The organism is Mesorhizobium sp. M0019 (assembly GCF_040323975.1).
GTDB lineage: Bacteria > Pseudomonadota > Alphaproteobacteria > Rhizobiales > Rhizobiaceae > Mesorhizobium.
In genome coordinates this window covers 25,141-43,708 of sequence record NZ_JAMYVK010000028.1, presented here as the reverse complement: position 1 = coordinate 43,708, position 18,568 = coordinate 25,141, and the positions used below count along the sequence as shown (strand labels likewise).

The 18,568-nt window shown below is 61.2% G+C and carries 18 protein-coding genes; 10 read left to right on the top strand and 8 right to left on the bottom strand.

Annotation, left to right across the window (positions count from 1 at the left end):
• Nucleotides 1-37: 37 nt before the first annotated feature.
• From NKK47_RS20265 to NKK47_RS20255, 3 genes are read left to right on the top strand one after another with little or no spacing between them, the layout of a single operon-like run.
• Nucleotides 38-988 (top strand): ABC transporter permease, encoded by a 951-nt coding sequence (locus tag NKK47_RS20265; RefSeq protein WP_352578040.1) that lies wholly within the window; start codon nt 38-40, stop codon nt 986-988.
• 32 nt (nt 989-1,020) lie between these two features.
• A complete protein-coding gene (locus tag NKK47_RS20260) occupies nt 1,021-1,899 on the top strand; it encodes an ABC transporter permease (RefSeq protein ID WP_023678809.1) in 879 nt (292 codons plus the stop codon).
• Between the two features lie 29 nt (nt 1,900-1,928).
• On the top strand, nt 1,929-3,260 hold the full coding sequence (locus tag NKK47_RS20255; RefSeq protein WP_502905023.1) for an NAD(P)/FAD-dependent oxidoreductase: 1,332 nt from the start codon (nt 1,929-1,931) through the stop codon (nt 3,258-3,260).
• 145 nt (nt 3,261-3,405) lie between these two features.
• Here the strand turns inward: NKK47_RS20255 and NKK47_RS20250 are convergent, their stop codons facing one another.
• Nucleotides 3,406-4,344, bottom strand: coding sequence for an ornithine cyclodeaminase family protein (locus NKK47_RS20250; RefSeq protein WP_352578038.1), 939 nt, complete (start codon nt 4,342-4,344; stop codon nt 3,406-3,408).
• Between the two features lie 54 nt (nt 4,345-4,398).
• Between NKK47_RS20250 and NKK47_RS20245 the strand changes: the two genes are divergently transcribed.
• The 6 genes from NKK47_RS20245 (at nt 4,399) to fghA (ending at nt 11,189) form a co-directional block, all read left to right on the top strand.
• Nucleotides 4,399-5,436 carry a GNAT family N-acetyltransferase gene (locus NKK47_RS20245; protein ID WP_352578037.1) on the top strand — a complete coding sequence of 346 codons (1,038 nt, stop codon included), beginning with the start codon at nt 4,399-4,401 and terminating at the stop codon, nt 5,434-5,436.
• 11 nt (nt 5,437-5,447) lie between these two features.
• Complete coding sequence (locus NKK47_RS20240) at nt 5,448-6,626, top strand: alanine racemase (protein WP_352578036.1); 1,179 nt, start codon at nt 5,448-5,450, stop codon at nt 6,624-6,626.
• Between the two features lie 56 nt (nt 6,627-6,682).
• The gene (locus NKK47_RS20235; RefSeq protein WP_352578035.1) at nt 6,683-7,957 is read left to right on the top strand and encodes an NAD(P)/FAD-dependent oxidoreductase; all 1,275 of its coding nucleotides are present in this window, start codon (nt 6,683-6,685) and stop codon (nt 7,955-7,957) included.
• The gene (locus NKK47_RS20230) at nt 7,954-9,408 is read left to right on the top strand and encodes an aldehyde dehydrogenase family protein (RefSeq protein WP_352578034.1); all 1,455 of its coding nucleotides are present in this window, start codon (nt 7,954-7,956) and stop codon (nt 9,406-9,408) included. The genes NKK47_RS20235 and NKK47_RS20230 overlap by 4 nt, the downstream gene beginning before the upstream one ends.
• Nucleotides 9,409-9,696: 288 nt before the next feature.
• The gene (locus NKK47_RS20225) at nt 9,697-9,915 is read left to right on the top strand and encodes a hypothetical protein (RefSeq protein WP_352464190.1); all 219 of its coding nucleotides are present in this window, start codon (nt 9,697-9,699) and stop codon (nt 9,913-9,915) included.
• A 422-nt stretch (nt 9,916-10,337) separates the two neighbouring features.
• Complete coding sequence (gene fghA, locus NKK47_RS20220; protein ID WP_352578033.1) at nt 10,338-11,189, top strand: S-formylglutathione hydrolase; 852 nt, start codon at nt 10,338-10,340, stop codon at nt 11,187-11,189.
• A 20-nt stretch (nt 11,190-11,209) separates the two neighbouring features.
• On the opposite strand, the gene pqqE is transcribed toward fghA, so the two are convergent.
• The 4 genes from pqqE to pqqB are packed head-to-tail and all read right to left on the bottom strand — an operon-like array spanning nt 11,210 to nt 14,314.
• Nucleotides 11,210-12,331, bottom strand: a complete 1,122-nt coding sequence (gene pqqE, locus NKK47_RS20215; protein ID WP_352578032.1) for a pyrroloquinoline quinone biosynthesis protein PqqE — start codon at nt 12,329-12,331, stop codon at nt 11,210-11,212.
• Nucleotides 12,328-12,624: a pyrroloquinoline quinone biosynthesis peptide chaperone PqqD gene (gene pqqD / locus NKK47_RS20210; RefSeq protein WP_352578031.1), complete on the bottom strand. Its 297-nt coding sequence runs from the start codon at nt 12,622-12,624 to the stop codon at nt 12,328-12,330. Before pqqD ends, pqqE begins: the two co-directional genes overlap by 4 nt.
• Nucleotides 12,621-13,379 carry a pyrroloquinoline-quinone synthase PqqC gene (gene pqqC, locus NKK47_RS20205; protein ID WP_352578030.1) on the bottom strand — a complete coding sequence of 253 codons (759 nt, stop codon included), beginning with the start codon at nt 13,377-13,379 and terminating at the stop codon, nt 12,621-12,623. Before pqqC ends, pqqD begins: the two co-directional genes overlap by 4 nt.
• A complete protein-coding gene (pqqB, locus tag NKK47_RS20200; protein ID WP_352578029.1) occupies nt 13,376-14,314 on the bottom strand; it encodes a pyrroloquinoline quinone biosynthesis protein PqqB in 939 nt (312 codons plus the stop codon). Before pqqB ends, pqqC begins: the two co-directional genes overlap by 4 nt.
• Before the next feature lie 220 nt (nt 14,315-14,534).
• Here pqqB and NKK47_RS20195 point away from each other — a divergent pair, with 220 nt between their 5' ends.
• Nucleotides 14,535-14,771 carry a hypothetical protein gene (locus NKK47_RS20195; RefSeq protein WP_352578028.1) on the top strand — a complete coding sequence of 79 codons (237 nt, stop codon included), beginning with the start codon at nt 14,535-14,537 and terminating at the stop codon, nt 14,769-14,771.
• 10 nt (nt 14,772-14,781) lie between these two features.
• Here the strand turns inward: NKK47_RS20195 and NKK47_RS20190 are convergent, their stop codons facing one another.
• The 3 genes from NKK47_RS20190 to NKK47_RS20180 all read right to left on the bottom strand — a co-directional run bounded on the left by NKK47_RS20190 (nt 14,782) and on the right by NKK47_RS20180 (nt 18,228).
• On the bottom strand, nt 14,782-15,645 hold the full coding sequence (locus tag NKK47_RS20190; protein WP_352578027.1) for a substrate-binding domain-containing protein: 864 nt from the start codon (nt 15,643-15,645) through the stop codon (nt 14,782-14,784).
• Nucleotide 15,646: 1 nt separating this feature from the next.
• Nucleotides 15,647-16,171 carry a c-type cytochrome, methanol metabolism-related gene (locus tag NKK47_RS20185; protein WP_023678824.1) on the bottom strand — a complete coding sequence of 175 codons (525 nt, stop codon included), beginning with the start codon at nt 16,169-16,171 and terminating at the stop codon, nt 15,647-15,649.
• Nucleotides 16,172-16,326: 155 nt separating this feature from the next.
• Entirely contained in the window at nt 16,327-18,228 is a 1,902-nt protein-coding gene (locus NKK47_RS20180; protein WP_352578026.1) for a methanol/ethanol family PQQ-dependent dehydrogenase, read from the bottom strand.
• Between the last annotated feature and the right edge of the window lie 340 nt (nt 18,229-18,568).

The window sequence follows — 18,568 nt, the reverse complement described above, 5'->3', positions numbered from 1 at the left end:
CAGACTAAAATCATCAACCCACAATGGAGGGACTCGAATGCGCGGCTTCCTGCTCAATCGCCTCTCGCAGAGCCTGGTGCTGCTTGTGATCGTTTCGATCATCGGCTTCGGCATTCTGAACCTCCTTCCCGGCGGCCCGCTGGCGCAATTCGGGCTCGATCCCGGAATGACCCAGCAGGATATCGAGCGTCTCAAGGGTCTGCTGGGCCTCGATCGACCCATATGGATCCAATATCTGGACTGGGCATGGCGGCTGGTGCGGGGCGACTGGGGTCACTCCTTCCGCGACGGAGCGCCGGTATTGAAGGTGATCGGCAGCCATCTCTTTGCCACGCTGCTGCTGATGGGGTCCTCAACCGCAATTGCGATCTCCATTGGCGCCTGGATTGGAATCCGAGGCGCCACGCGCCGCTACTCGCTGTTCGATTATCTTGCAACTGTCGGGGCCATGGTTGCGTTGTCGGTCCCCACCTTCTGGTTCGGACTCGTCGGCATCTACGTCTTTTCCCTGAAGTTGGGTTGGCTGCCTGCGGGTAATATGTCCGAGATCGGCGACGCCTCGATCCTGGGCTACCTCCACCATCTGATCCTGCCAAGTATCGTGCTGTCGCTGGTCCATGTCGCGATCTGGAGTCGCTACATGCGGACGGCCACTCTCGACGCCATTAGCCAGGACTTCGTCAAGACGGCTCGGGCCAAGGGGTTGAGTGAACGCCGGATTCTGATGAAGCATGTCGTCGGCAACGCACTTTTGCCGATGATTACCTTGGCCGGGATGCAGCTTCCCAGTGTCCTCACTGGCGCGCTCGTGACCGAAACCGTCTTTACCTGGCCAGGAATGGGACGGTTGTTCCTCGATAGCCTTGGTTACAGCGACTATCCGGTTGTGATGGGGCTGCTGATGTTCTCCGCCATCCTCGTTCTGCTTGGAAACCTGATCGCCGACATTGTCGTCGCTATTGTCGATCCGCGCATTCGTCTGGCTTGAGCGCGTAACTTCCCCGACAGGAGACAGCCGATATGACCGCTTTCACCGCAAATGCAGCTCCAAGCCGATGGAGAAACAACCGCGCGGCACGTCGTTTCATGCGTCATCGCTTGGCTCTGCTCGGGTTGGCGATGATCATCTTCCTGAGCCTCGCTTGCGTCCTCGGCCCCCATCTCCTGCCTTATGACTCACTGTATATCGATCTGCGGGCCCGCTTTGCCCCTCCGCTGACGGGCTACCACTTTCTAGGTACCGATCCGCTTGGCCGCGACGTGGCGGCAAGGCTTTTGATGGCGGGACGAATCTCGCTGCTGGTGGGTTTCTTTGCCATGGTTTTGTCGACACTCATCGGCACCCTGGTCGGCGTAATTGCCGGCTATCGCGGCGGCTGGGTCGGGGCCACGCTGATGCGCACGGTCGATGGATTCCTGTCATTCCCATCGATCTTTCTGCTGCTGGCGCTGGCTGCCGCACTGAAGCCCAGTCCTGTGATGATCACCGTCATTATCGCCCTCACCAGTTGGATGGAGGTTGCCCGCATAGTCGAAGCGGAAGTCCGCTCTTTACGCGAACGCGAGTTCGTCCTAGCCGGGCGAATGCTGGGATTGAGCGGCACCCACATCATGTTCCGAGAGATACTGCCCAACGCCATGGGGCCGATTATCGTCGCTTCCACCTTGACGGTCGCGCGCGCCATTCTCATGGAAGCCTACATCAGTTTCCTCGGCTACGGGATCCAGCCGCCACTGCCCAGCTGGGGCAACATGCTCAATGGCGCCCAGCAATATCTGGGCAGCGCACCTTGGCTGGCAATCATTCCCGGAGCTGCAATCACCATCGCGGTAACCAGTTTCAATTTCATCGGTGATGGGCTGCGTGATGCGCTCGACGTCCGAGACGACCACATCTGAAGTTTCACCGACCGTAGATTACCCCTGCAATGCAGCGAGAAGTCAGCCACGTGCAAGAGCCTCATATCGCCGACAAGAACACACCCTACTGGTGGGAAGCAGCGCCCGTCATGCCGCTGCCGCGGCAGCCAGTCGCAAAGAACCTTGACGTGGCAATTGTCGGCGCCGGTTATGCCGGGCTTTCGGCCGGGCTTGCGCTGGCGCGCGAGGGACGCTCGGTCGCCGCTTTTGATGCGATGAATCCGGGCGAGGGTGCTTCCACCCGCAACGGCGGGATTACGAGCGGGACCATCCGGCCGGACCATGCCACGATCACCCGGCGCTTCGGTGAAGAGAAGGCCATGGCGATCGAGGTCGAGGGCAAGATCGCACGCGAATTCCTCTACGACTTCATCAAGACCGAAGGGCTCGACTGCGACTTCCGACTGGTTGGCCAATTCAAAGGCGCATTCGGATATGAACAGTATGAGAAGATGGCGCGCGGCGCCGAGACGCTGGCGAAGAAACTGGGAATCGAGTCCTACGCGGTTCCGCATGCCGAGCAGCGAAATTATATCGGCACCGACTTCTACCGCGGCGGAACCGTTCGGATGGACATTGGCGGGCTGCACCCCGCAAAATTCCATGCTGAGCTCCTGCGGGTGGCGCTCGCATCCGGGTTGACGGTCCATTCGCATACAGTGGTCAAGTCGATCGAGAGGAACGGTTCGGGGTTCCGCGTCGCGACTTCGGCAGGGACGATGGATGCACGGCAGGTTCTGGTCTGTACCAACGGCTATACCGACGGCGCCGCTCCCTTCCTGCGCCGCCGCCTGGTTCCGGTCCGCAGCCGGATCATCGTCACCGAAGAACTTGCGCCCGATGTCATGGCGCGACTGATGCCGAAGCTGATGACGATCACCGAGAACCGGCAACTCGGTTTCTATTATCGTCCTTCGCCCGACGGAAAACGTATCCTGCTGGGGGGCCGTGACAGTTCCCGCGTCGGCGATCCGGCGGCGCCGAAACTTCTCCTTCGCAAGGGCCTGGTGAACCTTTTCCCGGAGTTGGAGAACGTGCGCCTTTCGCATTGCTGGTTCGGCAATGTGGCGATGAACCGAGACATGCTGCCCCGCATCTTCGAGAAGGACGGCGTGGTCTATGCAACTGGCTTCTGCGGTTCGGGCGTGGTCTGGGCGCCATGGATTGGCATGCGTGCGGCCCACAAGTTGATGGGGCATGGCGAGCAGTCGCGCACTGCGTTCGACTTTCGACCGCCTTCGGCCGTCCCGCTCTATCGTGGCAATCCGTGGTTCATGCCGGCGATTATCCAGGGCTATCGGTTGCAGGACCGTCTCGCCTTCTGGCGCGCCAGACGCTAGTCGCCGACATCGGGGGCGATCCGTGGTTCATGCGGGCAACCCTTTGGCGCGCCCGCGCTGACACGACTGCAGGATCGCGCGGGATCACCTTGTTGCCGGAGAGTGTCGAAAAATCCGTCGGGACTGGGGCGTGGTGCGAAACTGATCAGCGGTGGGACGCCTTTGCGCGGATCAGCGCGTCGGCCATGTAGAGGTCCTGCAGGGAGATGCCGGAACTATCGAAGACCGTGATCTCATTGTCGAAGCGGCGTCCGAGCGCACGCCTTTCAATAACGTCGCCGATTGGTGTTACCACAAGCACGCCGGCGTCGATCTCGTCGCGCACGTATTGGAACTCGCCGATCTGGACGGACTGGGAAAGCAGATCACAAAACAGACGTGCCTTGGGAAATAATTCGCTCGGCAATTCGCGTTTACCCGGAGCATCCGACCCGATGCTGACGATATGGGTTCCGGGTCCCACCCAAGCGGCATCGAACAGCGGTTCGCGTGCGGGTGTCGCCGTCACCACGATGTCGGCCGTGCGCACGGCTTCTTCCGGCAAGGCAGCGCGCGCCTTCAGTCCCCTTTCGCCGATCTGATCGACAAAAGCGTCGCGCCGCGGCGAAGGCCGGGCCACGACCAGCACGGTTTCGATTGGGCGGATGCGTGCCAGCGCCATCACTTCGAAGCTCGCCTGGTTGCCGGCCCCGAAAATCGCCAGAACCTTGGCTTGCTTGCGCGCAAGAAGATCGGCCGCAACCGCGTCGGCGGCGGCCGTCCTGTAGGCGTTGACCTTCCCGGCCTCGACTACGGCGCCGAGCCGACCTGTATGCTGATCGAGCAGCACGATGGTCGAGTTGTGGCGCGGAAGGCCACGTGCCGGGTTGCCCGACCAGAAGGAGCCAATTTTCACGCCGGTCAGCTCGCCCGACGAACCGGATTTGATTGAGAAGGTATTGGTCACCTCCTGTGTGCGCCCGAGAACAGCCGGAAAGACCCAGCTCTGCCGCGATGCTGCCGCCACGAGAGCCTCGCGCGCCGCCTCGAAAGCAAGTTCATGCGTGACGAGGGCGGCTGACTCCTCTTCGCTGATGTAGATCATCCAAAATTCCTCCTGGGCATCGCCGATCGGGCAACCACGAAGCGGCGATTCAAGGTGCCAGGTATTCCTCGCCCGATTTGCACGATTTGGCATGCCGAGGAACTGCATAAAACGAATAATCCCGCTGATTTGAAGGGGCAAAACAGCAGCGAAATCTGTCCGCCGGGCGCGACTCTAAGATCCGACTTCAATCCGACTCTGGATCAACTGACAGCGTTGCACCTTATGGCCTTTGAGCATGACAGACATATCGTCAGCGCCCCGATCGAGCTGATGAAATTGGAAACCCGCCATTTGCCGGGCGCACTGAAGCTGTCGCAGGAGATGGCCTGGGCCTACCGTCAGGAGGATTGGGAATTTGCCCTGATGGTCGGCAATGGCCTGGTCCTTGAGCGGGCAGGACAGGTGATTGGCACGGCCATGTCCTGGAATTACGGACAGTCCTATGCCTCGGTCGGGATGATCATAGTTACTGGCTCCGCGCAAGGCGGTGGCAACGGCGCCCGGCTCTTTGATGGATTGCTTGAGGCGACACACGGTCGCAACCTGCTGCTCAACTCAACCGAAGAGGGGCTGGCGCTCTACAAGCGACGCGGCTTCACTGCCTGGGGCACGGTGCTTCAGCACCAGGGCTCGCTGGCTGTCGCCGTGACGCGGAGTACCCGCGACGACATCCGTCAAGCGACAGCCTTTGACCTCGCGGCAATCCAGGCCTTCGACGAACGGGCCACGGGCATGCCCCGGCTGCCGATGGTGGCTGCGCTCGCCGATGTCGGCAACGCATTGGTCATTGAGCGCAGGGGACGGATTGCAGGCTACGCTGTCGCGAGGAGGTATGGCCGCGGCTATGTCGTCGGCCCTTGTGCAACCGAGAGCGACCACGACGCGCGGCTTCTGATCCTGGCCCAGCTTTCGAGGCTTCACAATCAATTCGTTCGCATCGACGTCTATGCCGAGGATGGATTGGGCGACTGGCTTGCGAGCCTTGGCCTGCAGCGGTCCGGCACTGCGACCGCCATGGTCAAAGGACAACGACCCGTCGCCGAGGGGCCAGCCCATATGTATGCGTTGGCAAACCAGTCGTTCACTTAGGAAACGAGACTATGAATAAGATGGCGGCAAGCCTGGCGGTGAGCGAGACGGCTAGGACGATCGACGCCTTGGTCACCCCGAAGCTGCTTCTCGACCGTGGCCGGCTCGAGCACAACATCAAGGGTCTGGCTGAGCGCGCCAGGAAGCTTGGCGTGGTGCTGCGCCCGCATATGAAGACGGCCAAGAGCATCGATGTCGCCCGATACGCGTTCCATCGCGAACGCGGTCCGATCACGGTCTCTACCATCGCCGAGGCGGAGTATTTCGCGGGCCATGGCTTTCGAGACATGACCTACGCGGTCGGCATCTCGCCGGCCTCGGCCAGGCGGGCCATGGAGCTTTGTCGCCGCACCGGCGCTGATGTGAAGCTGTTGCTCGATTCGGTCGGGCAGGCCGATGCCCTGGCCGGCGTCCGCGAAGCCACCGGTATGACCCCATCTGTTTTCATCGAACTGGACTGCGATGACCATCGCGGCGGTTTGAGGCCGGACGACCCGAAGTTGCTCGACGTGGCCGGCAGTGTCGTCGCGGCCAGTGCCAAACTCGTCGGCGTTCTCGCCCATGCAGGCGAATCCTATGGCTTGAACACGCCCGATGCGCTGGTCAAGGCAGGCGAGAACGAGCGTTCAGCCACGGTGCGCGCCGCTGAAATCCTGCGCGCCCATGGCCATGCCTGCCCGATCGTCAGCGTCGGCTCAACGCCGACAGCGCATTTCGTCGACAATCTTGAGGGGGTCACGGAGCTGCGCGCCGGGGTCTACATGTTCTTCGACCTGGTCCAGCACGGCGTTGGGGTGTGCGAACTCGACGACATCGCGATTTCCGTATTGGCCACGGTGATCGGGTCCAAGCCGGAAAAGGGGTGGGTGCTGGTCGACGCTGGATGGATGGCGCTTTCGCGCGACCGGGGAACCGCAAACCAGCAGATCGACCAGGGTTACGGCGTGGTCTGCGACGAAAAGGGGCGGGTGCTTGAAGATGTGATCGTGGCCCAGGCCAGCCAGGAACACGGTATCCTCGCCATTCGTGCCGGTTCTGGAAAGTCCATGCCCGAGCTGCCGCTCGGGACTCGGGTCCGGATTCTGCCCAACCATGCGTGTGCGATGGCCGCCCAGCATGATTTCTACAGCGTCGTCAACGGGGCCAGCCCCAAGATTGAAGCGCGTTGGGAGCGGATGCGCGGCTGGTAGGCGCGCGACTACGCTCGGATGTCGCCCCACTCAAATCAACACTGGTGGTCAAGAAAATGAAGTTTACCTCGTACTGGCTGGATACGTCTCAGCCGTTCAATGAAGGGTCGTCCAAACCGCTCGAAGGCCGCTACGACGTGGCGATTGTGGGCGGCGGCCTGACCGGCTCCTCCGCCGCGCTGGCCCTTGCCAAAAAGGGCGCCCGGGTTGCCCTGTTGGAGGCCGAAACGATCGGCAATGCCGCGTCCGGCCGCAATGGCGGCATGTGCAACAACGGCTTTGCCCAGAACTATGCAATCATGGCTGGCAAGCACGGCAAGCCGGCCGCAAATGCGCTCTACAAGGCTTTTGACGCCGGCGTCGATATGGTCGAGCGGCTGGTGCAGGAAGAGAAGATCGACTGCAGCTTCTCCCGCGTCGGCAAGCTCAAGCTTGCCGCCAAGCCCGAGCACTACGACATGCTGGCGCGCAGCCAGGAACTACTGGCTGCCAATGTCGATCCCGACACCAGGATGATCGCGCGCGAGGACCTGCGAACCGAAGTCGGCACCAACCGCTACCATGGCGGGCTGCTCTTTCCCAAGAGCGCGGGCATGCATGTCGGCCGGTTCGTCCGGGGCCTCGCGACCGCCGCTGCCCGGCGTGGCGCAGAGGTCCATGAACGCTCGCCCGTCATTGCGATGCGCAAGGTTTCAGGCGGGCATGAGGTAACGACGCCAAAGGGCAAGATTGTCGCGCGGCAGGTCCTGTTGGCAAGCGGCATTTCCCAGGTTGGCCCGCTCGGCTGGATCCGCCGGCGCATGATCCCGGTCGGCGCATTTCTGATCGTGACCGAGCCGCTGTCGCCCGACCACCTCAGGCGTCTCATGCCGACTGGGCGCATGGTCGTCGACACGCGCAATCTCGTTGTCTACTGGCGGCTCACGCCGGACAATCGCCTTCTGTTCGGCGGGAGGGCGCGCTTTGCCGTGTCCAACCCTCAATCCGACGAAAAAAGCGGCCGGATACTCAAGGCGGCGATGGTCGAGGTCTTTCCGGAACTGGCCGGCACCCGCATCGACTACTGCTGGGGCGGCATGGTCGATATGACCAGCGATCGCCTGCCGCGCGCCGGAGAGCGCGATGGCATCTATTACTCGATGGGCTATAGCGGACACGGGACCCAGATGTCGACGTTGATGGGCACCATCATGGCCGACGTCATGGACGGGCGCCCCGAGCTCAATCCCTGGAAGGATTTCGACTGGCCAGCGATCCCCGGTTATTTCGGGCGCCCCTGGTTCCTGCCGATTCTCGGCGCCTATTACCGCATGAAGGACCTTGTAGGGTGATGACGCCCCTCGAACACCTGGCCCGCAACGGCCACCTGGACAAGTTCTTCATCGACGGTCAATGGGTTGAGCCGAGCGGCACCGCGACGGGCGTCGTCGTCAATCCCGCCATAGAAGAGGTTGTGAGCCAGTTTCCGCTTGGAAATGGCGAGGACGTTGACGCGGCCGTTGCAGCGGCTCGCCGGGCATTCGCCACCTGGAGTCGGACCACGCCAGAAGACCGCGCGGGTCTACTCGATCGCCTGCAAGCGCTGCTCGAGGCGCGCGGCGAACTGCTGGCTCAATGCCTGAGCCTAGAAATGGGCGCGGCGATCGGCTATGCGCGCAGCGCCCACGTGCCGCTGGCGATCACGCATGTTAAGGTCGCTCGCGATGTGCTGACAGACTTTCGCTTCGTCAAGCAACGGGGGCAAACCGCCGTCACCCACGAACCGATCGGTGTCTGCGCCTTGATCACTCCGTGGAACTGGCCACTTTACCAGATCACCGCCAAGGTTTCGCCGGCGCTCGCTGCAGGCTGCACGATCGTGCTGAAGCCGAGTGAGCTTTCTCCCTTGGACGCTCTGCTGTTCGCCGAGGCAATCGAGGAAGCCGGCTTCCCTGCCGGGGTTTTCAACCTCCTGCAAGGTGATGGTCCAAGCGTGGGTGTGGGTCTCGCTTCCCATCCGGATGTCGACATGATCTCCATTACCGGGTCCACCCGCGCGGGCATTGCGGTGGCCCAGGCGGCGGCGACCACCGTCAAGCGTGTCGCGCAGGAGCTGGGCGGCAAGTCGCCGAACGTGATCCTGCCGGACGCAGATCTCGATCGCGCCGTTTCTCTGGGCGTAGCCGCCGCCTTCCGCAATCTCGGCCAGTCATGCAGCGCCCCGACGCGCATGATCGTGCCACGCGCGCTGCTCTCCGAGATCGAGGCAATCGCCAAAAGGGCCGCAGCCCAGATCGTCATTGGCGATCCGCTTTGCGAAGCCACAACTCATGGTGCAATCGCAAACCGTGCCCAATTCGACCGCATCCAAACCATGATCGGCGTCGGCATTTCTGAGGGCGCCAGGCTCCTCACCGGCGGACCGGGCCGTGCGCACGATCTGAACGTCGGGTTCTATGTGAGGCCGACCATCTTTTCCGACGTGCGCACGACCATGCGCATTGCCCAGGAAGAGGTCTTCGGGCCAGTTCTCTGCATCATCCCCTACGACACAATCGAGGAGGCCGTCACCATCGCCAACGACACGGTCTACGGTCTGGGGGCCCATGTGCAGGGCCAGGATGTGGACGCCGTCAGGGACGTGGCCTCGCGGATCCGCTCCGGTCAGGTGCATCTCAACTACCCGGCCTGGGATCCGCACGCCCCGTTTGGCGGTTTCAAGCAGTCCGGAAACGGACGCGAATATGGGATCGAGGGCATGTTGGAGTATCTCGAGGTAAAATCCATCCTCGGCTATTTCTAGGCGATATCTTCGCCCAGCGCAGGGGGCGCGCCCGTGGGCCGAGCCGAGCTCCTGGACCGGGCTCACATACGAACCTGGCAATTTGCCAGGGCTCCGCAGCGCGCGGGCGATCTGCTGAGAAACCTGGTCGAGGCCCGGTAGCGAGGCTTGGTCGATCTAGAATGCCGTCGGAATTAGAGATGTTTGGCCGTCGCGGTCCAGCCGGTCGAGTCTGTACGTTCCGTATATCGAATTGAACACAACCGTGGATAGATTACCATCGCCCTGGGTCGCGGACGGCGAGGGTGGATGAGTAAGGTGCAAAGGGTCAGTCCGGTAGTAGAGCAAGCAATCGCCGCAGTCCTCAATAGGGAGGATCGTGGTGACACCATCTCGATCACAGCGACATTAAACGCAGCACGGCAAGCCGCCCCTTATCTGGTCGCATCCGACGAAGAGCTAACCGAGGCGATCGTCGAGGCAGCAACTGCCCTGGGCCTGTCCGTGGCTTTCGACGGTCGGGAATAGCCGTCGGTTCCACCAGTTCTTGCTCGGTACCCTGGCGCGCTTGCTGCGAGCCCACGCGATGACGCGTGCGTGCTCGTCCGCCATAGCCGCGTCGAAGCGGCTGTCGCCACTGAAAGCCATGGCAAGTGCATTTGCGCAGAGTTCGGCGTCCCGGAAGCATCGCCGATGCCTGCGCAGTGACTGCGTCCTTGTTATAGCCAGCATCGCCAACAATCGCCCAGCCTGGCCCGTATGGCTTGCTGGGCAACGCTGCGCCAGCGAGTGGCCTCTCGCGCCTTGCTGCGCCAAGACGGTCGGCGAAGGCAGGCCATCCCGGCTCCGATCAAGAGCCCCGCGCGCCAGCCGGCCCACCAAGGTTGCCGCGATCACCCTTGATGTCGTAGAGCCTACGGTCGGCGGTTAAAATTGGTGGAGAAGAATATATGCCAGAGCACCCGAAACTCGTCTCGACTGCCAAGTCGCATGGCGGCGCCCAGCATGTTTACTCTCATCTTTCGACGAGCTGCTCGTGCGAAATGACGTTTGCCATTTTCGTGCCTCCGCAGGCACGGGAAAGCCGTTGCCCCGTGGTGTGGTACCTCTCCGGACTCAGCTGCACCCATGCGAATGTAATGGAAAAAGGCGAATACAGACGTATTGCCGCCGAACTTGGCTTGATCGTTGTCTGTCCCGACACCAGCCCGCGTGGTGCCGACATTCCGGATGAAAAGGACAATTGGCAGTTCGGCAGCGGCGCCGGTTTCTACCTCGACGCGACGCAAGAGCCGTATGCCAAGAACTATCGCATGTATTCCTATATCGTCGAGGAACTGCCAGCCGTGATCGGGCGCGAATTTCCCGCCGATATGGCGCGCCAGTCGATCTTCGGCCATTCGATGGGCGGGCATGGCGCGCTGACGATCGCACTGAACAATCCCGCGCGTTTCAGAAGTTGCTCGGCGTTTGCGCCGATCGTGCAGCCAAGCACAGCCGGCTGGTCGAAGCCGGCTTTCGAAAAATATCTCGGCCTGGATGAGGCCTCGTGGCGGCGCTACGATGCCACTTCGCTCATCGAGGATGGACATCGTTTCCCGGAATTCCTGGTCGATCACGGAACGTCAGACGGTTTCCTCCAGGAGGGCCTCAGGCCTTGGCTGCTCGAAGACGCCTGCTCCAAGGCAGGCATTCCGTTGAAATTGCGGATGCAGGACGAATACGATCACTCCTATTTTTTCATTTCGACATTCATGCATGACCATATGACGTGGCATGCCGAACGGCTTTCACTAGGGTAGGCCGTAGGAATAGTTGGCAGTCAGGCGGGCTCGGTGACGATGCCGATGCGCCGGTAGACGAATGGTTCGTCCTTCGAAGGAACCGTCGCAGCGCGCTGGGCCTCGTCGATCAGCATTGCCATGCGCGCATGGATCGGCGATTTCGCGCAAGCCGGGTCCGTCGCGGCGGCATCGCCGGCGATTGCCATCGCCTGGCAGCGACAGCCGCCCCAGTCGATCTCGCGCCGCTCACAGTTGCGGCAGGGCTCCTGCATCCAGTCCGTGCCTCGAAAGGCATTAAATGCCGGGGAATCGGTCCAGATCGCGGCCAGGCTGCGTGATCCAAAACGCTCGAAGCCGAGCGACGGTATGGTCTGGGCGGCATGGCATGGCAGTACGGTGCCGTCTGGCGTCACCATGAAGGCGTCGCGCGCCCAGCCGCCCATGCACGGCTTGGGATAGATGGCGAAATAATCTGGCGTGACGAAATCGATGTTCATGATGCCGGTGAGCCGTTCGCGCGCCGCCGCGACGATCTCCGCCTGGCGGTCGACGGCAGCACGCTCGGGCATCAGTTGATCGCGATTGGTCAGCGCCCAGCCGGCGTACTGTACGTTGGCGATCTCGAGACGCTCCGCACCCAGCGAAAGGGCCAGATCGATGAATTCCGGTACCTCCTCGATATTGTGGCGATGGATCGGCGCGTTGATGGTAAGCGGCAAGCCGGCCGCGCGAGCGCGACGTGCCGTTTCCAGCTTCTTTTCGTGGCTGCCCCTGTGATTGCCGATGCGCTCGGTGGTCGCCGGCCGTGCACCTTGAAAGCTCAGTTGCAGATGGTCGAGCCCGGCTTCGGCAAATGCCTCGATGCGGCCATCCGCAATGCCGACACCGGCGGTGATCAGGTTGGTGTAGACGCCGCGCGCCGAAAGCCCGGCGATCAATTGCTCGAGATCGCGACGCAGCGTCGGTTCACCGCCGGACAGATGCACCTGGAGAACGCCAAGATCGGCGGCCTGCGAGAATAGGTCGAGCCAGCTCTGCGTGTCGAGTTCGCGATTGGCCTTCAGCAATTCGAGCGGATTGGAGCAATAGGGGCATTGCAGCGGGCAGCGATGCGTCAGTTCCGCCAGCATGCCGATCGGGGGGAGACGGGGCTCGCTCATAGCTTCACCAGCAGCTTGTCAGACCATTCCTGCAGGAAGGCGACGACATCGGCCGCCACAGCCTCCTGTTCGGCATCGTAATCTGCGGCAAGGCCGGCAATGATGTGGCCGACCGTGGACCGCCCATCGCAACGGCGCAATATGTCGAGGCTGATCTCGTTTGGCCAGAACACCTTTTCGGGCGACAGCACGGCGAACGCCTGACGCACGGGGTCATACTGTATGCGCACGTGCTTCGGCAGCGATGGAACCGACTGCAGCGACACCATGGCCCTTTCGCGCAGTGCCATCATTGGGCTGCCTCCGGACGGAAGGCGCCCGGCGGGATATTGCCCGGCTCGCCATAGGCGTGTTGAAGCGCGTCGAGCATGGCCCAGAGTATATCGCATTTGAACACCAGTGCATCGATCACCTGCTGCTGGCGCTCCGTCGTGTCGGCATGTTCGAGCACATAGGCGAGCGCGAAGTCGGCGTCGCGCGAGGCCTGTTCGGGCCGTCGGGTGAAATAGGCCAGCGTGTCCTCGGTGATATAATCGTATCTGGCCAGCATCGCGGGCACCCGCTCGCCGATGATGAGCGGCGAGAACATCTCAGTCAGCGACGACGCGACCGCCTCCAGCAGGGTCCGGTTCGTGCAAAAGGAGAGGTAAGCGCCAACCGCAAAACGTGTCGCCGGCAGGGCCAGCCTCTCGCTCTTCACCGCGTCGGCATCGAGACCGAGCGAGGTCGCCAGGTGCAACCAGCGCGCAATACCGCCGCTCCAGCCGTCCTCGCCGTCATGATCCTCGATGCGTTTGCGCCAGGCGGCGCGAAACGCCGGATCCTCGGCATGAGCGAGGATCATGGCATCCTTGCGCGGAATGACCGCCTGATAGCAATAGCGATTCAGCGCCCAGGCCTGCATCTCGGTCCTCGACAGCGCACCGCTGGTCATCCTGTGATGGAAAGGATGGTGGTTGTGATAGCGCTCGGCACCGACCTGCCGCAGCACGGCTTCGAGCTCTCTGGAGGACAGGCCGTTGCTGGCTGCGTGGTGGAAATCACTCAAAGTTCCATCTCCATCCCGTCGCAGGCCACTTCCCAGCCAGCCGCTTCGACTGCTGCATGCTCGGCAGAATTCTCGTCCAGAACAGGATTGGTGTTGTTGATGTGGACGAAGACACGACGGCCGATCCTCACATCGGCCAAGCCGGCGATCGACCCCGCGTCTCCCGACATTGCCAGATGCCCCATGCGCGCACCGGTCTTTTGGCCGACGCCGGCAGCAATCAACTCGTCGTCGGTGAAGACCGTGCCGTCGAACAGAAGGCATGCGGCATCGGCTAGACGCGTGCGCAGGGCCGCATCGATGCGGGCGCAGCCGGGGATGTAGAAGACGGAGCCGCGACTGCCGGCACCGGCGATACGGACGCCGATCGTGTCGCCAGTGTCAGAGCTGAAATTCGCATCCGGCTGACCTCTTTCTTCGAGATAGAGGGCTATCTTCCCGGGCACGGGAAAGCTCTCGACAGCCACCCCGGTGTCGTGGCCGTCTGCGTCGCAGATCGACAGTTCTTGCGCCGGCGGCAAGATGCGTCGCGGCACGAGCGCCGGATCGAGGACATTGAAAATCGAATTCGCCTCCAGCGTCGCCAGAACCTGTGTCGTTGCATAGATAGCGAAAGGCTGCCGCTCACGCAGGCTGAGCAGGCCGGCCACATGATCGACATCGGCATTGGTCAGCACCACCGCGCGAATAGGTGTCGAGCGCAGCTGCGCATCGTGCGCGGGCTGCAATTCAGGCGTTGCCGCGATCTGCTGGCGAATGTCGGGCGAGGCGTTGAACAGAACCCAGCCGAGCCCATCCGCCGACGCGGCGACACTCGATTGGGTTCGTGAATGCACACCAGCTACCCCGGTGCGAGCCGCACGGCTCAGACGATAATTGCAGTTCCATTGCGGAAAGCCGCCGCCGGCCGCCGATCCGATGATTTTCAAGCGCATGAAAACGCCCGCCCCGCGGCTTCTCTGACCAACAGCCAATTTGCAGCCGCAAAAAACGGCCCGCCCGCTTTGCGCGCCTCAAACTCTTTCACGAAAATCCCATACGGCAAGGGGATGCGTGCCCCTGTTGCCAGGGACACGCACCTCTGCGGCCTACTTCTTGGGAGTAATTTCAGCAGGCAGATAGCGCGAAATTTCAAAGCCCGCAGCAACCTGACACATGGTCGGTTTTGTCCAGCTCTTCTTCATAACATTTCTCCTCTTCTACCAGCCCGAAGGGGCCGATCCGGTGGTTAGCCAACCATTGCAGGGCACCGAAGCAATGGCTCGTCCATCACGTTCTCAAAATGGACAAATGAAACACAAGGTTTTGAAAGGCCCGAAAAACAAACTATCGAAAGTAGCTGTAGTCTTCTTCTCTTCAATTGTTCATCGCGCAGGTTTTTCCTCCTCCTGACCCATCCCAACTATTGCGTGATCGGATTGTCGTGCTCGTCGATCAGCGGCACATTGTAACCCAGCAGGAGCTTGGTGATCTCCGGCTGGTTTTCCCTGATCACCCGGTTGAGAGTCCGCTTCCATTCCTGGTCGGACGGGCGTACACCCATGGTGATGCGGTAGGACATGCGCGAGCCGGTTTTTTCCTTCAACAGCGGAACAATGGTGACATCGGCTCCGAGTTCCTTGGCATAGTAACCTGCCATCGGCCCCCACAGGACCGCCGCGTCAATCTTGCCGGCGAGCATGTCCTTGATCATGACCTCCCCCATGGACGGAGTGACGCGCGTATCCACCGCGAGTGGATAGATCTTGGCGGTCCGCAGAAGCTTGTTGGCGGCCATGTTGGCGGTTGGCGGCGTGCTTTCGACGACGCCGATTCTCTTGCCGGAAAGTTTCGGGTCTTCGATCGTCTCGATGCCTTCCATGCCGTTGCCTTTGGGGTATACGAGCACATAGGCGGAGCGATAGTAGGCATTGGTGTTCTGCACCAGTTCATCGCCTTGGGCGTAGCCCATGATGATGTCGCATCGATTGGCCCCAAGCGTGTTGCGCACAAAGCCGGTGACAGTGGGAAACCACGTGTAAGCGACTGATTTCCGCCCCGTCTTCTTGGCAACCAGTTCAGCCAGCTTGTTTTCGAAGCCTTGGCCGTTCTTGTCGGTAAAGGGCATATTCGAGGGATCGGCGCAGACGCGCAGAATGTCGGGATCGACCAGTTCGCCCGCAGCGCCAAGCCCGGCATTTTGTGCCAGAACGTTCGACGGCAGCAAGGCGAGCGCGCCGAGGATCGGCAGAACGACGCGCAGCTTCGATGCAGTGCGGCCGGTCATATCATCCACCCATGCAGGATGCTTCGGCATCCTTGGCTGCCTGAGCCTTGTTTTCGTGCTTGGGCGGCCTGCCGCGGGGTGCCGCGCCATCTGCGCGCGCGCGCAGATAGACGTAGAGATCGTCCAGGTAACAATAGACGTTCTTGTTGTCGCCAAAGGCAGGCATGACGTTTTCCTTGCCGCCGCCGACATTCTTGCGGCCCTCGGCGACGATCGACAGGAACGTGGCGTAATCCATGTTCTTCAGGCTATTAGCCAGGGCAGGCGCATAGCTCGAACCTGTGGCGTCCTGTCCGTGACAGACATGGCAATCTGAGTGATACCGGCGGTACCCGCTGAAGGTGTACCAATCGACGGTTCCGTTTTCGATCTTGTAGGTCGGATTTCCGTCCGCATCTAAATATTTGCCTCCTTCTTGCTTCACCGCCTTGGCTTTCTCCATGCTGTCTTCGGCCCGTACCAGACTTGAGCTGGCCAGAGGCAGCAGAACCAGGGCGAGAGCGGAAACTGCAATGCGAACGATCATTCAGGCTCTTCCTTCGTTTGCCAGAAACCCTGGCTGCCGTCGTGCAGCGGCATTGATCGGAGTTGGGTGCGCGGCGCAATCGAGAGCCCGGTTCCCGGCGTCCCGGTGACCCGGGCTCTCGTTTTCGAACCTAGCCGTAAGGCTCTTCCCGGTTATCAGTCCGGGAGGCCGAACACGGTGAGCTGCCCGCCCAGTGTCGTATAGTCGGCAAGTGCCGCGTAACCGCCGACGGCACCCAGACCAGCGGTTCCAACGACCGCGGTCTGGTCGCCCTGCGCACGGCCCTGATCAACGGCGCCATGCCAGGCAGCGGCGTTGTCGGGCGAAAGCAGCCCCCCTGCCAGACCGATACCGGCCCATCCACCGACGCCGGACAGAACGGCGACGTACTGCTTGCCGTCATGCTCGTAGGTCGTGATGTTGCCGATGATGCCGGACGGGGTCTTGAACTTGTAGAGTTCCTTGCCGTCCTTATCGACCGCCTTGATGTAGCCTTCGAGGGTACCGTAGAAGACGACGTCGCCATCTGTCGCCAATGCGCCCGACCACACCGAGAACTGCTCGGGCTTCGACCAGACGATCTCACCCTTGGCTGCATCCCAGGCAATGAAGTTGCCCATGTTACCGTCACCGCCAGGCGCCGCATACATCGACACGGTGGCGCCCACATAGGGCTGACCGGCGGTGTAGCTCACTTTGTAAGGCTCATAGTCCATGCAGACATGGTTGGTCGGCACGTAGAACAACCCGGTCTTCGGCGAGTAGGCGGCCGGCTGCTGGTCCTTGGTTCCAAGCGCGGCCGGGCAGATACCGGTCGAGTTGGTGTCTTCGCCGTTCTGCTGGGTCGAATACTTGGCGACGACCTGCGGGCGGCCATACTGGTCGCTCTTGGGATCCATGTTGACTTCCGTCGCCCAGTTCACTGCCGGATCGTATTTCTTGGCGACGAGAAGTTCGCCGGTGGCTCGATCCATTGTGTAGGCAAAGCCGTTGCGGTCGAAATGCACCAGCACGTCGTGCTTGGCGCCGTTGACCTCCATGCCATCGATGAGAATCATCTCGTTGATGCCGTCATAGTCCCACTCATCATGCGGGGTCATCTGGTAGAGCCATTTGGCAACACCGGTATCCGCATCGCGAGCCATGATTGTCATGGACCAGCGATTATCGCCTGGGCGCTGGACCGGATTCCATGTCGAGGGATTGCCAGTGCCGTAATAGACCAGGTTCAGCTTGGGATCATAGGAATACCATCCCCATGTCGTGCCGCCGCCCGTCTTCCACTGTTCGCCTTCCCAGGTGTTCGTGCCGGAATCCTTTCCGACAGGCTTGCCGAGATGAGTCGTCTTCTCGGGATCGAGAAGGGTGTCTGCATCAGGACCTTCCGAATAGGCTTTCCAGGCGAGCTTGCCGTCTTTCAGATTGTAGGCGGCCAGCCAGCCGCGAACACCGAATTCAGCACCGGAGACGCCCACGAGCACCTTGTCCTTGATGACTACGGGTGCCGACGTGCCGGATTCGCCCTTTCCGCCGTCGGTCTGATCGCCGTTCTTGACAGACCAGACGACCTTGCCGGTCTTGGCATCGAGCGCGACGACGGTTGTGTCGGCCTGGTTGAGAATGATCTTGCCGTCGCCATAGGCGACACCGCGGTTGACCGTGTCGCAGCACATGATCGGAATGACGTTCGAGTCCTGCTTGGGCTCGTATTTCCACAGGATCTTGCCGTCATTCTTGAGGTCGAGAGCAAAGACGTTGTTTGGGAAAGGCGTATGGACATACATCACGTCGCCGATGATCAGCGGCCCGCCTTCGTGACCACGCAGCACGCCGGTGGAAAAGCTCCATTTGACCTGCAGGTTCTTCACATTGTCCGCAGTGATCTGGTTGAGTTTGGAATAGCGGGTGTTGGCGTAGTCACCCGTCTGCATCGCCCAGTTCTTCGCATCCGATGCGAGCTTTGCAAGGTCTTCATTGGCCGAAGCCGTATAGGCAGCGCCGAGCGATAAAAACGCCGCGGTCGTCAGTATGTAGGTAGTTTTCGCAAGTCCACGCATCCAAAATCCTCCCGGGTTCACAGTGAAGAATCGACCGTCAAGCCCCACAGGGGCCTGCCCAAGCAATTCATGTTGGGAAGTTATTTTCCGGCAGCTGTCACGACCTACCCCGAAGCAGAGGGCACCGTTACCGCCCGCCCCCCCTTGGTCTTCGAAAGACTGCCGCCGCTCCCTGATGACGGTGGCGCTCTTGAAGCCGGAAACAGGAAAAAGCTATGTCATCGTAAAAGACCAGGCAAGCAAAAACCTACAATGCGTCGTTGCGCTGCAATATCGATTATGGTGCGATGCAATATTTAGCAACAAGTAAAATAAGAATCGGGTGAAAAACTAATAAGAG